Consider the following 12,940-nt stretch of genomic DNA (forward strand, 5'->3'; position numbering starts at 1 on the left):
CGGCGCCGCGGTGGCCTGACGTGCACGCTCAGCAGCGGCCCGAGTGGACCACCGCCGGCGCGTCCCCTCACTCGGCGGCCGGGCTGGGGACGCCGCCGGTCCCGGGATCCGCGCACCGGCCGGAGGGTTGCCCGGCGGCCACGGCGGGAAGCGCCCGTCCCAGGCGGGCCAGCGGGGACAGGGCGATCACCGCCGGGGACAGCAGCATGCCGGCGGCCGTCACCAGGAGACCGGTGCGCAGCCCCCACTCCTGGGCGAGGACCCCGCCCAGCACGGAACCCAAGGGCGTCAGCCCCATGCCGGCGAAGGTGATCGTCGCAGCCGCGCGGGCCTGCATCCCCTCCGGCGTGACACTCTGCCGGACGGCCATGACCGCCACGTTCACCACCTGCCCTCCCGCCCCGAACACGAAGCCGACGGCCATGAGGACGGGAAGGGTCACCGCGGAGGAGCCGCGCAGCGCGGGTACGCACAGGAACGCGCCGTCGCCGATCGCCGCGGCGCATACGAGTACCGCGCCGTAACCGAACCGCTTCGGCAGGTCGGCGGCCAGCAGGGAGCCCAGGAGCGCACCCGGCCCCGACGCCGCGAGTACCAGGCCCACGGCTGTGCCCGACAGGTGCAGTTCCCGTGGCAGGAACAGCAGATGGACCGTCATCAGCGCGGCGAAGGAGAACTGGAAGACGGCCGACGCCAGGCACACGGCGCGCAACGAGGCGTCGCCCAGGACGAGACGAAGGCCCTCGCGGATCCGCCGCCGTACCGGGGGCTGCCGTTCCGGGCGCTCAGGGAGCCGTTCGGCCCGGCGGATCCGGCGGATCGACACGCACGAGAGCGCGAAGAACAGGGCGCCGGACGCCACCGCGAAGGGCGCGGAGAGCAGGGAGACCAGGGCGCCGCCGAGCGCGGGACCGCCGACCTGGGCCGCCGAACGGCTGCCCTCGAGCGCGCTGTTGCCCCGCACCCACTGGTCGCGTCGGACCAGACGCACGAGGGACGCCTGGTAGGCGACGTCGAAGAGGACGGACAGAGCCCCGACGGCGAGGACGGCCACGCACAGCGTGGCCGGGCCGAACCGTCCGAACAGTGCGATCAGAGCGGTCGCGCCCAGGACGAGCGCCCGGCCGCCGTCCGCCAGCACCATCACCGTGCGGCTCCGCCAACCGTCCACCCAGGCGCCCACGAAGAGCGTGAGGAGCAGGACCGGCGCCTGGCCGACGGCGCGCAGGACACCGAGCCTGCCGGGATCGACGCCGAGCGTGAGGACGGCGTAGAGCGGCAGGATCACGAGTGTCGCGTGTTCGCCGAGCTGGGAGGCCGTCTGCCCCCACCACAGCCGGCGGAAGTCACGGTCCCGCCGGAGCTTCGACGCGCCGGGCAGGCCGGAATCGGAATCGGGGAAGGAAGCGGGCGGCACGCGGACCCCTCGGGTTGCGGACGAGGTTGCCCGCGGCGGGGCACACCACAGGTGTGCCCCTGCTCCGGGCTCAAGAAGGCTCGCTGTGCCGCTACTTCGGGGGCAGCACGCGATGACGGGCCGGTGACGGCCGGGATGTCAACGCGCGCTCGGGCGACCGGGCATGTCCGCAACTCCTCGTATGTCGTTCGCCGCCTGCGGGCACCCGGTCCGGGCGTCCGCAGACGGAGCGGCTCCTGGAGACACGCCGGAGCCGCCGGTCACGCCGCTTCGGCGGCGCCCTGCTGCACGGCCGATCCCCACTCGACGAGCAGCCGCTCGTACTCCTGACGGGCCTCCAGAGTACTCAGGCCACCGTCCACGAGCGTGCGGATCTGCGCGTTCAGCTCGGCGAGCGAGCGGACCGGTGTCGGCTCGGTGTAGGGGGTGGGCATACGTCGATTCTAAGGGCGTGGGCCGACAATCCGACCGGCCGCGCAGGGCGTACTCCTGAATCGCCGTGGATCCTGCGGTCACGCGACCGGCGCCCGGGCCCTCGCGACGTCGGCCGGCGGGCCGTGCCGGGCAGGGGGCCCGGGGCAGGGCATCCCTCCGTCTTCGCAGGTGGCGGCCCCGCCCCGCGCCGCCTCCGTCCGCGTCAGACGAGGCCGAGCTGCCGCATCATGCCGAGTTCGTCACTGCTTCCCCAGCGCTCCACGAGCTTGCCGTTCTCGAAGCGGCTGATCTGCATGCCCCGGTAGGCGACCGCCTTCCCCGTCGGCGCGTGGCCGAGCAGTTCGCCCCGGTGTGTGCCCTTGATGGTGTAGGCGAAGGCGAGTTCGTCGTCGGTGGCCACCAGATGCTCGACCTCGACCCGCAGATCCGGGAACGCGAGCCTCAGATCGCGGAACATGCTCTGGTAGCCCTCCGGGCCGGGGCCCTGACCGGGCGCAGGGTCGTGGTCCACCGCTCCCGGAGCGACCAGATCGGTGAGGGCGTCGAGGTTCCCCGTGCTGACCGCCTCTCCGAACGCGGTCTGTACGGCGATGTTCTCCTGCTGGGACACGGGCTGCTCCTCGGTATCGTGAACGCGCGGCGGCGCCGGAACAGCCGCCGCGGACACCGATCCTGCTGCGGCCGCCCGCGGGAGCGCGCCGACATGCCGAGGGCCACCCCGTACGGGTCACCGCTTGCCCCCACACGCCGCAGCCGGGTACCGCCGGGGACGAGGGCCCCGGCCGTACCCGGCCGCCTGCTGGGGAGAACCGCTCGGAACAGCTGCCTCAGCCCGCCGACTCACCGGCGTGCGGACTCAGGGCACCCGCGCCGATCAGGGCGAACAGCACGATGCCCAGGATGATGCGGTAGATGACGAACGGCATGAAGCTCTTCGTGGTGATGAACTTCATGAACCATGCGATTACGGCATATCCGACCGCGAAAGCGATGATTGTCGCAAAAATGGTGGGGCCCCAGGAGACGTGGCCCTCGCCCGCGTCCTTCAGCTCGAACACGCCCGAGGCGAGCACCGCCGGAACGGCCAGCAGGAAGGAGTAGCGCGCCGCCGCCTCACGGGTGTAGCCCATCAGCAGACCACCGCTGATCGTCGCGCCTGACCGTGAGACGCCCGGGACCAGCGCCAGGGCCTGGCAGAAGCCGAAGATCAGGCCGTCCCTGACGCCCAGTTCCTTCAGGGACTTGCGCTCCTTGATCGCCCTGTGCTTGCCCCCGGTCTCGTCGCGGGCGGCGAGGCGGTCCGCGACGCCGAGCACCACACCCATCACGATCAGGGTCGTGGCGATCAGACGCAGATCACGGAACGGGCCCTCGATCTGGTCCTTGAAGGTCACACCCAGCACACCGATCGGAATCGACCCGACGATGACCAGCCAGCCCATCTTGGCGTCGTGGTCACTGCGCATGGCGGAGTTGGTCAGCGACCGGAACCAGGCCGAGACGATCCGCGCGATGTCCTTGCGGAAGTAGATGAGGACCGCGGCCTCGGTGCCGATCTGGGTGATCGCGGTGAACGCCGCTCCCGGGTCGTGCCAGCCCGCGAACGCCGCGGTCAGCCGCAGATGCGCGCTGGAGGAGATCGGCAGGAACTCGGTCAGTCCCTGAACGAGGCCCAGGACGAATGATTCGAACCAGCTCATGGGGCTTTGGCCATCCCGGAGATGCTCATGCAACGGCCGACGGACACGAAAGCCGTCGGCGGTGTGCGTATGCGGTCAGAAAAGGGGGCGGGACACCACGGTCCCGGACATCCTCTGTCGGATGCGCGCAGCGTATCGCCTGCGGGTGAACGGGCTGCCCGCTGCCCCCGGCTTCGCCGCGCCGCCCGCCCCGTCAGGAGGGCCCGGCCGCCACGGCCAGCCGGTGGCGCCTGCGCCAGGCGACCAGGGCCGCGCCGGCGCCGGAGATCACGATGAAGGCCATCGCCGCCAGGAACACCGGCGAGGTCGGCGACGACGCGGTGCTGCCCGCGATGACGTACGCGGCCGTGTTGGGGATGGAACCGAGCCCGGTGGCCAGCAGGAACGGCGGATATCCCATGCGTGAGGTCGCCGCGCAGTAATTGGCCGCGGCGAACGGCACCCCGGGAAAGAGCCGCAGCGCCAGCATGGACCGGAAGCCGTGCCGGCTCAGCAGTCCGTCCGCGGCCTTGAGGTACTTGCCCCGCAGCAGGGTGCGCAGCGCGTCCTGCCCCAGCACTCTGCCCAGCAGGAAGGAGACCCCCGCACCGAGGACGGTGCCCGCCAGCGCCGCCGCCAGTCCCGCCTGGGCGCCGAAGAGGGCGCCGGCGGCGAGGTTGAGCAGCGGGCGTGGCACGAACGCCACGGTGCACACCCCGTACGCGAGACCGAACAGCATCGCGGCGGCGGAACCGGTGAGTTGGGGCGGCCAGCCGGAGGCCAGCAGTCTCTGTGGTTCGAACAGCACCATGGTGGTGGCGGCGCCGAGCAGGACCGCCACGAGGAGGGAGAACCGGGACCAGGGGGAGAGCAGCGCCCTCGTACAGCGCACTGCCAGGCCGCCGGAGGGCCGTGTTGCGGGGACGGGGTCGAACATCTGGGGAGCGTAACCGAAACAGGTGTGTGATCGCCGTAATGTGCACGGCATGAGCACCCCGGCCCAGCCCGTCCCCGTCGTGCCGCCCAGCGCGCTCGCCGACACCGTGCTGTACCGGCTCGTCCGGGTGTATCCCGAGGCCGCCGATCCCGAACGCGCAGCCCAGGCCGCCGCGTACATGAAGAACGTCGCACCCTTCCTCGGCATCCCCGCCCCGCGACGCAGGGAGCTGTCCAGGACCGTCCTGGCGGGCACGGACAGGCCGGACGAGACCGATCTCACCGCGATCGCCCTGCGCTGCTGGGAGTTGCCGGAGCGCGAGTACCAGTACTTCGCCGCCGACCTCCTGCGCCGCCACTCCGCACGCTGCTCGGCGGGCTTCCTCCCGGTCCTGCGCCATCTCGTCTCGACGGTCCCCTGGTGGGACACCGTCGACGTGTTGGCGGCCCACGTGGCCGGGCCCCTCGTCATGGCCGAACCGGAACTGCGGACCGCGATGGACGACTGGATCGAGGACGACAGCGTCTGGATCGGCCGGACCGCGCTGCTGCACCAACTCCGTTACAGGGAGCGGACCGACACCGGCCGGCTCTTCGGCTACTGCCTGCTGCGCGCCGGTCACCCCGACTTCTTCATCCGAAAGGCGATCGGCTGGGCCCTGCGGGAGTACGCCAAGACGGCCCCGGACGCCGTACGCGACTTCGTCGACGGTGCCCGGGACCGGCTGTCGCCGCTCTCCGTACGCGAGGCACTCAAGAACATCGGCTGAGGAGTCCCGGAGCGCGGTCCCGGCGGCCGGGAAAACCATTCGACGGCGCCCGGCCGCTCCGCCATGATCAGGGCATGTTCCGGTACGCCTTCCCCACAGCGCAGTCCGCAGTCGCGGACACGCCGAAGGCTGCCGTGAGCCCTGCGGCCGCGACCGCAGCAGCAGCACTCGACGCGGCGTTCGGCGCTGCCCCGGCGCCCTTCGGCGGCGCCCGAAGCTGACCCTCCCCCGACAGTCCGGCGGACCCCGTGAGGGGAGGGTCGGCGGGGCCCTGGGGTCTTCTCTCTCAGCTTCGAAACCAAGGAACGAGCCATGCCCAAGACGGCATACGTGCGCACCAAGCCGCACCTCAACATCGGCACCATGGGTCACGTCGACCACGGGAAGACCACCCTGACCGCCGCGATCACCAAGGTCCTCAGTGACCGCGGTACCGGCACCTTCGTGCCGTTCGACCGGATCGACCGGGCCCCCGAGGAGGCGCAGCGCGGCATCACCATCAACATCGCGCACGTCGAGTACGAGACCGACACCCGGCACTACGCGCACGTGGACATGCCCGGTCACGCCGACTACATCAAGAACATGGTGACGGGAGCGGCGCAGCTCGACGGGGCGATCCTCGTGGTGTCCGCGCTCGACGGCATCATGCCGCAGACCGCGGAGCACGTCCTGCTGGCCCGTCAGGTCGGCGTCGACCACATCGTTGTCGCGCTGACTATGGCCGACTCGGGCGACCCCGAACTCACCGACCTGGTCGAGCTGGAGGTACGCGAACTGCTCACCGCGCACGGCTACGGCGGCGACGCCGTACCGGTCGTGCGGGTGTCGGGCCTCGGTGCGTTGCAGGGCGACCCGCGCTGGACGGCGTCCATCGAGGGCCTGCTGGACGCCGTCGACACGTACGTGCCGATCCCGGTCCGCTACACCGACGCGCCGTTCCTCCTGTCCGTGGAGAACGTGCTGACGATCACGGGCCGGGGCACCGTCGTCACCGGGGCCGTGGAGCGTGGCACGGTGCGCGTGGGCGACCGTGTGTCGGTGCTCGGCGCGGACGTCGAGACGGTCGTGACCGGACTGGAGACCTTCGGCAAGCCGATGGAGTCCGCCGAGGCCGGCGACAACGTCGCGCTCCTGCTGCGCGGGGTGGAGCGCGACCGGGTCCGGCGCGGCCACGTGGTGGCGGCGCCCGGCAGCGTGACGCCCAGCAGGCGTTTCACCGCGCAGGTGTACGTGCTGTCGGCACGGGAAGGGGGCCGGACCACAGCGGTCACCACGGGATACCGGCCGCAGTTCTACATCCGTACGGCCGACGTCGTCGGGGACGTCGACCTCGGCGAGGCGGCAGTCGCGCGGCCGGGGGAGACGGTCACCATGACCGTCGAGCTCGGCCGTGACGTCCCGCTGGAGTCCGGTCTGGGCTTCGCGATCCGCGAAGGGGGCCGGACGGTGGGCGCCGGCACGGTCACCGCACTGCTCTGACCCGTCCGCGGCTGCCCGCGTCCCCGCCCCGGGGACGCGGGCAGCCGCCGCTCCCGCGCACGTCACAATGGGGGAGTGAACGAGCCGATACCCGTCATCCGCGACACCGACCACGGCACCGCCAGGCTGCTGCCCGACGTCGACCGGGACCGGGCGTGGCTGCTCACGGTCGACGGCGCCCCGCAGTCCTACGTCGACCTCGACGACCCGGCGCACCTGGAATTCGAGTACGTACGCCGGCTCGGCCACGTCGTCGACCGTGCCGCCGCCCCCGGTGTCCCGCTGGACATCGTGCACCTCGGCGGCGGCGCGCTCACGCTGCCGCGCTATGCGGCGCGGACCCGTCCCGGCTCACGCCAGGACGTGGCCGAGGCGGACGGCGGGCTCGTCGCCATGGTCGGCGAGCACCTGCCGCTGCCCGACGGAGCCGGCGTCACCGTGCACGCCGCCGATGCCCGGGCCTGGCTCGAAAAGGCGCCGCAGGACTCCGCCGACCTCCTGATCGCCGATGTCTTCGGAGGCGCGCGCGTGCCCGCCCACCTGACGTCCGCGGAGTACGCCAGGTCCGCCGCCCGCGTCCTGCGGGCCGACGGGATCTACGCGGCCAACCTGGCCGACAGCGCCCCCTTCGCGTTCCTCCGCTCGCAACTGGCCAACTTCGCGGAGGTGTTCGACGAGCTCGCCCTCATCGCCGAACCGGCCGTCCTGCGCGGCCGGCGCTTCGGAAACACCGTGCTGCTCGCCTCCCGGGCGCCGCTCGACATCGCGTCGCTGACCCGGCTGTGCGCAGCCGACGCCTTCCCCGCGAGGGTGGAGCACGGTGCGTCGCTGAAGCGACTCCTCAACGGGGCGAGGCCGGTGCGGGACAGCGAGGCCGTCGCCTCACCCGAGCCGCCCGACGGGGCTTTCAGCATCGGCTGATTCCGGGGCGGCGGCCGGCGACCCGATGCCCTTGACCGTGCCGCGGCGCTTCAGATTCCGTACGTCCGGAACCAGCAGCACGCCTGCCGTCACCAGCACGATCAGCACCGCGCAGCCCCACAACGCCTCGCTGCGGCCGACGAGCGACTCGACCGGACCGGCCGCCGCCGTGGCCAGCGGCACCATCGCGACCGACCCGAACCAGTCGTACGCGGACACCCGGGACAGCTTCTCCTCCGGGATCTCCTGGTGCAGCGCGGTCATCCAGGACACCCCGAACACCTCGATGGAGACGCCGGTCACGAACATCACCGCGCAGAGCCCGGCCACCGGGAGGGGGATCGCGAGGCCCGCGGAGGGCAGCGCCAGCGGGAACACGCAGAGGGTCCCGGCCAGCAGCAGCCGTCGCGGTCTCCAGCGCATCATCAGCAGCGCCCCGCCCAGCGTGCCGACGCCGAACGCGGCGAGTGCGAGCCCCCAGGGGCGGGCACCGCCGAGCTGGTCCCGCGCCACCAGCGGTCCGTAGACGGCCTCCGCCGCACCCACGACGGCGACCACCACGCTGAACTGGAGCACGATCGCCCAGAGCCAGGGGCGTCCGGCGACCTCCCGCCAGCCGTCACGCAGATCGGAGAGCAGCCCCCCGCCCGCGGCCCGCCCGGGGATGTGGCTCACGTCCAGGAAGGCCCGCAGCACACCGGCGACCGCGAACGCCGCGGCGTCGACGGCCAGCACCCACCCCGGGTCCATGGCCGCGATCATGGCGCCTCCGAGCGCCGCCCCGCCGATGGCCGCGCCGTGCATCGCCATCCGGAAAAGGGCGAAGGCCCGCGCCGCGTGCTCGCCGTCGACGCTGGACATCAGCATGCCCTCGGACGCCGGGCCGAAGAACGCCTGGCCGGTACCGCAGAGTGCCGTCAGCACCATCATGTGCCACAGCTCGGCGGAGCCGGTGAGGACCAGCCAGGCGAACACGGCCTGGGAGACGCAGTTCAGCGCGTTGGCGGCCACCATCACCCGGTGACGCGGGATACGGTCCGCGACGGCGCCGCCGATGAGCAGGAACAGCACCAGGGGCGCCGTGCGTGCGGCGGCGACGAGACCGACGTCGCCGGCGTCGCCGCCCGACTCCAGAACCGCGAACGCCGCCGCGATCAGAGCGCCGCTGGTTCCGAGGCTCGTGATGATCGCGGCGGCGGTCAGCAGACCGAAATTGCGGTTTCCCCGCGGGGCGCGGCGCGCGGGAACGGGGGAAGAGGCGGGGGAAGTCACCAAGGGACTATCCCCGCCGCGACCCCCTGCCGCCAAATGGGCGGGCCCGCGGGTGCCTGGAGCCGGAGGTCAGGAGGGGCTCGCGGTGCCCTCCGCCAGGCGTACGGTGCTGAGGATCTTCTGGATGGTGGCGTCCGGGAGTTCGTCGTCGACCCCGGCGTTGGCGTAGAGGATCCAGGAAGCGAACTCGTCCTTGGCGTTCTTGAACGTGAAGGCGATCGACTTGCCGTCGGTGTCGCACTTGTCCTTGTTCGCCAGCCCGGTCGCGGTGGCCGTGGCTACGCTCCCCGAGAGGCCCGACTTGGTCGTGTACGGCTTGGGCTCGCCGATCTTGACCTTGTTCTTGGGGTCCCCCTGCGCGTAGGCGGCCCAGACCCAGTTGGCCGCCTCGTTCTTCGCCGCCTCGTCGGTGCTCTTGGCGCCCTGGCCGCCCTTGGTGCCGACACCGGCCAGGCCGGTGTCCTCCTTGGTGCCGTCCTTGTCCGCGTCGTCGATGCACCACTTGCTCTTGTAGTGGGCGGGCGCGGAGAAGCCGACGGCCGGCGGGCCCGTGGGGTTCTTCTCGTCCTCGAAGCCGGAGAACACTCCGGTGCCCGCGACCTCCCAGTCACCGGGCACGTCGAACTGGGTGCCCCACTTGGGGTTGGTCACGACCTTCCAGCCCGGCACGGTGGGCGCGCTGTCCTCGCCGCCGCGCGGGTTCGCCGCGGGGGAGGAGGCCGTGTCGGACGGCTTCGCCGAAGGCGACTCGGACATCTTGCCGTCGGCCGTCGGCCCGCCCTCGTCGTTCTTCTTGTTCATGACCACGACACCCGTGACCACCGCCGCGACGACGACCGCGGTGGCGGCCACGACGGCGACGATCGCCGTCTTCCTCTTGTCGTCGGGCCGCGGGCCGCCGGGCTGACCCGGAACGGCGTACTGCGGAACGGTCGGCTGCTGGTACGGATTGGGCTGCTGGTAGCCCGGCTGACCCTGCTGCTGGTATCCCGGCTGCTGATAGGGATTCGGCTGTTGGTACCCCGGCTGCTGGTACGGATTCTGGTTCTGGTCCTGCGGGTTCTGCTCGCCCCCGGGCGGCTGCTGTCCTGGCCACATGGCCAGTAACCATAGAGGGGAGGGGCGTCCCTAGCTACGGGCGCCCCTGAGAGGGGATGGCCAAAGCCTGCTACTCGCTAGTAACGTCACCGTCATGAGCACTCAAGAGACGACAGTCGGCGACATGCTGTCCGCGAGCGTCCCGATGGTCCGGACCCTCGGCATCACGTATCTGGAGACGACCGCGGAGCGCGCTGTCCTCTCACTTCCTGACCAGGCCGACTATCACAACCACCTCGGCGGGCCGCACGCCGGAGCGATGTTCACCCTCGCGGAGTCGGCGAGCGGCGCGATCGTCGTCGCCGCGTTCGGAGACCAGATGGCGCGGGCGGTCCCGCTGCCCGTGACCACGGAGATGGCGTTCAAGAAGGTCGCCATGGGCGATCTCACCGCCACCGCGGTACTGGGCCGCCCGGCGGCCGACGTCGTGGCCGAGCTCGACGAGGGCAAGCGGCCCGAATTCCCGGTCAGCGTCGAGATCCGGCGTGCCGACGGGGCCGTGACCAGCGAGATGAGCGTGGTCTGGACCCTGCGTCCGAACCGCTGACGGGGCACCGCCCCCGCACGCTCCTGCCCGGGGGCCGCGAAGGCCGCTCCCGCCCGCCGGACCGGTAGGCTGCCCGCCGTGCACCCTTTGCGGTGCACGGCGACAGACTCATGACGGGAAGGACCGGCGATGCACGTCCAGGAGTGGCTGGAGACCGTACCCGCGGTCAGCGTTTACCTCCTGGTGGGGGTCGTCATCGGGCTCGAGAGCCTGGGTATCCCACTGCCCGGCGAGATCATCCTCGTGAGCTCGGCTCTCCTCGCCTCGCAGCACGGCGACATCGACCCGGTGGTGCTCGGTGCCTGCGCCTCGGCGGGCGCGATCATCGGCGACTCGGTCGGATACGCCATCGGCCGCAGAGGCGGCCGCCCGCTGCTCGCATGGCTCGGCGGCAGGTTCCCCAAGCACTTCGGGGAGCCGCAGATCGCCCTGGCGGAGCGGTCCTTCGAGAAGTGGGGCATGTGGGCGGTCTTCTTCGGCCGCTTCGTCGCACTGCTGAGGATCTTCGCGGGGCCGCTGGCGGGCGTCCTGCGCATGCCGTACTGGAAGTTCCTGATCGCCAACGTGCTCGGCGGAATCGTCTGGGCCGGCGGCACCACCGCCGTCATCTACTCCGTGGGCGTCGTCGCCGAGGCATGGCTCAAGCGGTTCTCGTGGCTGGGGCTGCTGGTGGCCGTGCTGATCGGCCTGGTCTCCATGCTCGTGCTGAAGAACCGGGCCAAGAAGGCCGCCGAACAGGCCGACCGTCAGGCACCGGCACGCGAACCGGACGCGGTGTCGGCGGCCGACTGAGACCGGTCGCTCACGCCCGGGGCGCCGACGGCCGGATCCGGGACGCCTTCGCCGGGCCGCTTCCGGCGCGGGCGGTTCCACCCGGTCGGTTCCGCCAGGTCTGTTCCACCCGGGTCAGTCCCACTCGGGGCAGTTCCGCCCCGGTCAGTTCCGGTGCGCCTCTCGATGCGCCTTCGCCAGTTCCACGTAGCCGGCCGCGTTGAAGGCGATGCCCTCCCGCTCCTCATCGGTCAGCTGCCGCTTCACCTTGGCGGGTACGCCGGCGACCAGGGAGCCCGGGGGGACCCGCATCCCCTGTGGGACGAGCGCCTGCGCGGCGATCAGTGAACCCGCCCCGATATGGGCGCCGTTGAGCACCGTGGCCCCCATGCCGACCAGCACGTCGTCCTCGATCACGCAGCCGTGCAGCACGGCGTTGTGGCCGACGGAGACCCGGGCGCCCACGGTCAGCGGAAAGCCGGGGTCGGTGTGGACGCTGCAGTTGTCTTGGATGTTGCTGTCCGGCCCGAGCGAGATGGGGCCGCAGTCCGCGCGAAGCACCGCCTGGTACCAGACGCTGGAGCCCGCGGCCAGCGACACCTCGCCGACGACGGCGGACGTCGGTGCGAGGAAGGCGTCCGGGTCGATGCGCGGCTCCCTGCCGCCGATGCCGGTGACCAACGCCTGCTCTGCCATCGCCTGCTCCTCCGCCGGAATGTGGCGCGCTCGGCGCCCCTGCTCCGGACGAACCGTAATGGACGGCCCCACCTGCCCGGTGAGGTGGGGTGAACGTCACAGCTCGTCGCGCGGACCCGCTCCGGACCGGCGGCTACCGTGAGCGGGTGCCGAAGAACCGAAACACGTTCTCCTCCCTGGCCCGCTTTCGCCGTGGTGTCACGTCCCGCGCCGTCCACCGTGTCTGGGCCTGGGCGCAGGAGACCGGTGCGGTCACCGCTCAGCACCCCGGGCGGCTGAGGTTCGGCCGCATCGGTGCGGGCACCCGGCTCGCGTTTCCGCAGGGGACGGTGTTCGGGGAGCCCTGGATCGAGTTGGGCGACCACTGCATCATCGGTGAGCGGGTGACACTCACCGCCGGGCTCATGCCCGACCTCGACCTCGGCTCCGAACCCATCCTGACGCTGGGCAACGGTGTCGTGCTGGGCCGTGGCAGTCATGTCATCGCCGACACCACGGTGTCGATCGGCTCGGACACGTACTGCGGCCCGTACGTCTACATCACTTCCACCAACCACAGTTATGACGACCCCCACGAGCCCGTCGGCAAGCAGTGGCCGCGGATGGAGCCGGTCTCGATCGGGCCGGGGTGCTGGATCGGCACCGGAGCGGTCATCCTCCCGGGTGCCAGGCTGGGCCGGAACGTCGTCGTCGCGGCCGGAGCCGTCGTGCGCGGCGAGGTGCCCGATCACGCGGTGGTGGCCGGTGCTCCGGCCAGGGTGGTGCGGAGCTGGGACCCGGAGCAGGGGTGGCAGCCGCCGCTGCGTACGCCGGCACCCGTGCCCATCCCGGACGGGGTCACGCCCGAACAACTCCAGGCCGTGGCGCTCCTGCTGGAGGAGCCGGCGACGGAAAGCTGATCCCGGGGCACGCGCGG

At 71.8% G+C, this 12,940-nt stretch carries 14 protein-coding genes; 6 read left to right on the forward strand and 8 right to left on the reverse strand.

Annotated features, from left to right (window positions below; all coding sequences use genetic code 11):
* Nucleotides 1-67 precede the first annotated feature (67 nt).
* The 5 genes from ACFYY2_RS32945 to ACFYY2_RS32965 all read right to left on the reverse strand — a co-directional run bounded on the left by ACFYY2_RS32945 (nt 68) and on the right by ACFYY2_RS32965 (nt 4,468).
* A complete protein-coding gene (locus ACFYY2_RS32945) occupies nt 68-1,417 on the reverse strand; it encodes an MFS transporter (RefSeq protein WP_388749904.1) in 1,350 nt (449 codons plus the stop codon).
* Between the two features lie 260 nt (nt 1,418-1,677).
* Complete coding sequence (locus tag ACFYY2_RS32950; protein ID WP_388749907.1) at nt 1,678-1,851, reverse strand: hypothetical protein; 174 nt, start codon at nt 1,849-1,851, stop codon at nt 1,678-1,680.
* Between the two features lie 203 nt (nt 1,852-2,054).
* Entirely contained in the window at nt 2,055-2,462 is a 408-nt protein-coding gene (locus tag ACFYY2_RS32955) for an ester cyclase (RefSeq protein ID WP_388749910.1), read from the reverse strand.
* A gap of 217 nt (nt 2,463-2,679) precedes the next feature.
* Nucleotides 2,680-3,552 (reverse strand): undecaprenyl-diphosphate phosphatase, encoded by an 873-nt coding sequence (locus tag ACFYY2_RS32960; RefSeq protein WP_388749913.1) that lies wholly within the window; start codon nt 3,550-3,552, stop codon nt 2,680-2,682.
* 193 nt (nt 3,553-3,745) lie between these two features.
* Complete coding sequence (locus tag ACFYY2_RS32965) at nt 3,746-4,468, reverse strand: TVP38/TMEM64 family protein (RefSeq protein WP_388749916.1); 723 nt, start codon at nt 4,466-4,468, stop codon at nt 3,746-3,748.
* 49 nt (nt 4,469-4,517) lie between these two features.
* On the opposite strand from ACFYY2_RS32965, the gene ACFYY2_RS32970 reads away from it, so the two are divergent.
* The 3 genes from ACFYY2_RS32970 to ACFYY2_RS32980 all read left to right on the forward strand — a co-directional run bounded on the left by ACFYY2_RS32970 (nt 4,518) and on the right by ACFYY2_RS32980 (nt 7,640).
* Nucleotides 4,518-5,237: a DNA alkylation repair protein gene (locus ACFYY2_RS32970; RefSeq protein WP_388749918.1), complete on the forward strand. Its 720-nt coding sequence runs from the start codon at nt 4,518-4,520 to the stop codon at nt 5,235-5,237.
* A 312-nt stretch (nt 5,238-5,549) separates the two neighbouring features.
* Nucleotides 5,550-6,719 (forward strand): elongation factor Tu, encoded by a 1,170-nt coding sequence (gene tuf, locus ACFYY2_RS32975; protein ID WP_388749921.1) that lies wholly within the window; start codon nt 5,550-5,552, stop codon nt 6,717-6,719.
* Nucleotides 6,720-6,794: 75 nt separating this feature from the next.
* Entirely contained in the window at nt 6,795-7,640 is an 846-nt protein-coding gene (locus ACFYY2_RS32980; protein ID WP_388749923.1) for a spermidine synthase, read from the forward strand.
* Here the strand turns inward: ACFYY2_RS32980 and ACFYY2_RS32985 are convergent.
* Entirely contained in the window at nt 7,602-8,912 is a 1,311-nt protein-coding gene (locus ACFYY2_RS32985) for an MFS transporter (RefSeq protein ID WP_388749926.1), read from the reverse strand. The two genes, ACFYY2_RS32980 and ACFYY2_RS32985, sit on opposite strands and share 39 nt — an antisense overlap.
* Before the next feature lie 69 nt (nt 8,913-8,981).
* Nucleotides 8,982-10,010, reverse strand: coding sequence for a hypothetical protein (locus tag ACFYY2_RS32990; RefSeq protein ID WP_388749929.1), 1,029 nt, complete (start codon nt 10,008-10,010; stop codon nt 8,982-8,984).
* 94 nt (nt 10,011-10,104) lie between these two features.
* Between ACFYY2_RS32990 and ACFYY2_RS32995 the strand changes: the two genes are divergently transcribed.
* Complete coding sequence (locus ACFYY2_RS32995) at nt 10,105-10,557, forward strand: DUF4442 domain-containing protein (RefSeq protein WP_329035275.1); 453 nt, start codon at nt 10,105-10,107, stop codon at nt 10,555-10,557.
* A 129-nt stretch (nt 10,558-10,686) separates the two neighbouring features.
* A complete protein-coding gene (locus tag ACFYY2_RS33000; RefSeq protein WP_388749931.1) occupies nt 10,687-11,349 on the forward strand; it encodes a DedA family protein in 663 nt (220 codons plus the stop codon).
* A gap of 144 nt (nt 11,350-11,493) precedes the next feature.
* On the opposite strand, the gene ACFYY2_RS33005 is transcribed toward ACFYY2_RS33000, so the two are convergent.
* Entirely contained in the window at nt 11,494-12,024 is a 531-nt protein-coding gene (locus ACFYY2_RS33005; RefSeq protein WP_388749933.1) for a gamma carbonic anhydrase family protein, read from the reverse strand.
* A 146-nt stretch (nt 12,025-12,170) separates the two neighbouring features.
* Here ACFYY2_RS33005 and ACFYY2_RS33010 point away from each other — a divergent pair, with 146 nt between their 5' ends.
* Nucleotides 12,171-12,923, forward strand: a complete 753-nt coding sequence (locus tag ACFYY2_RS33010) for an acyltransferase (RefSeq protein ID WP_388749936.1) — start codon at nt 12,171-12,173, stop codon at nt 12,921-12,923.
* The last annotated feature ends 17 nt before the right edge of the window (nt 12,924-12,940 follow it).

The sequence above is a fragment of the Streptomyces sp. NPDC001822 genome (genome assembly GCF_042892135.1).
In the GTDB taxonomy this organism is placed as follows: domain Bacteria; phylum Actinomycetota; class Actinomycetes; order Streptomycetales; family Streptomycetaceae; genus Streptomyces.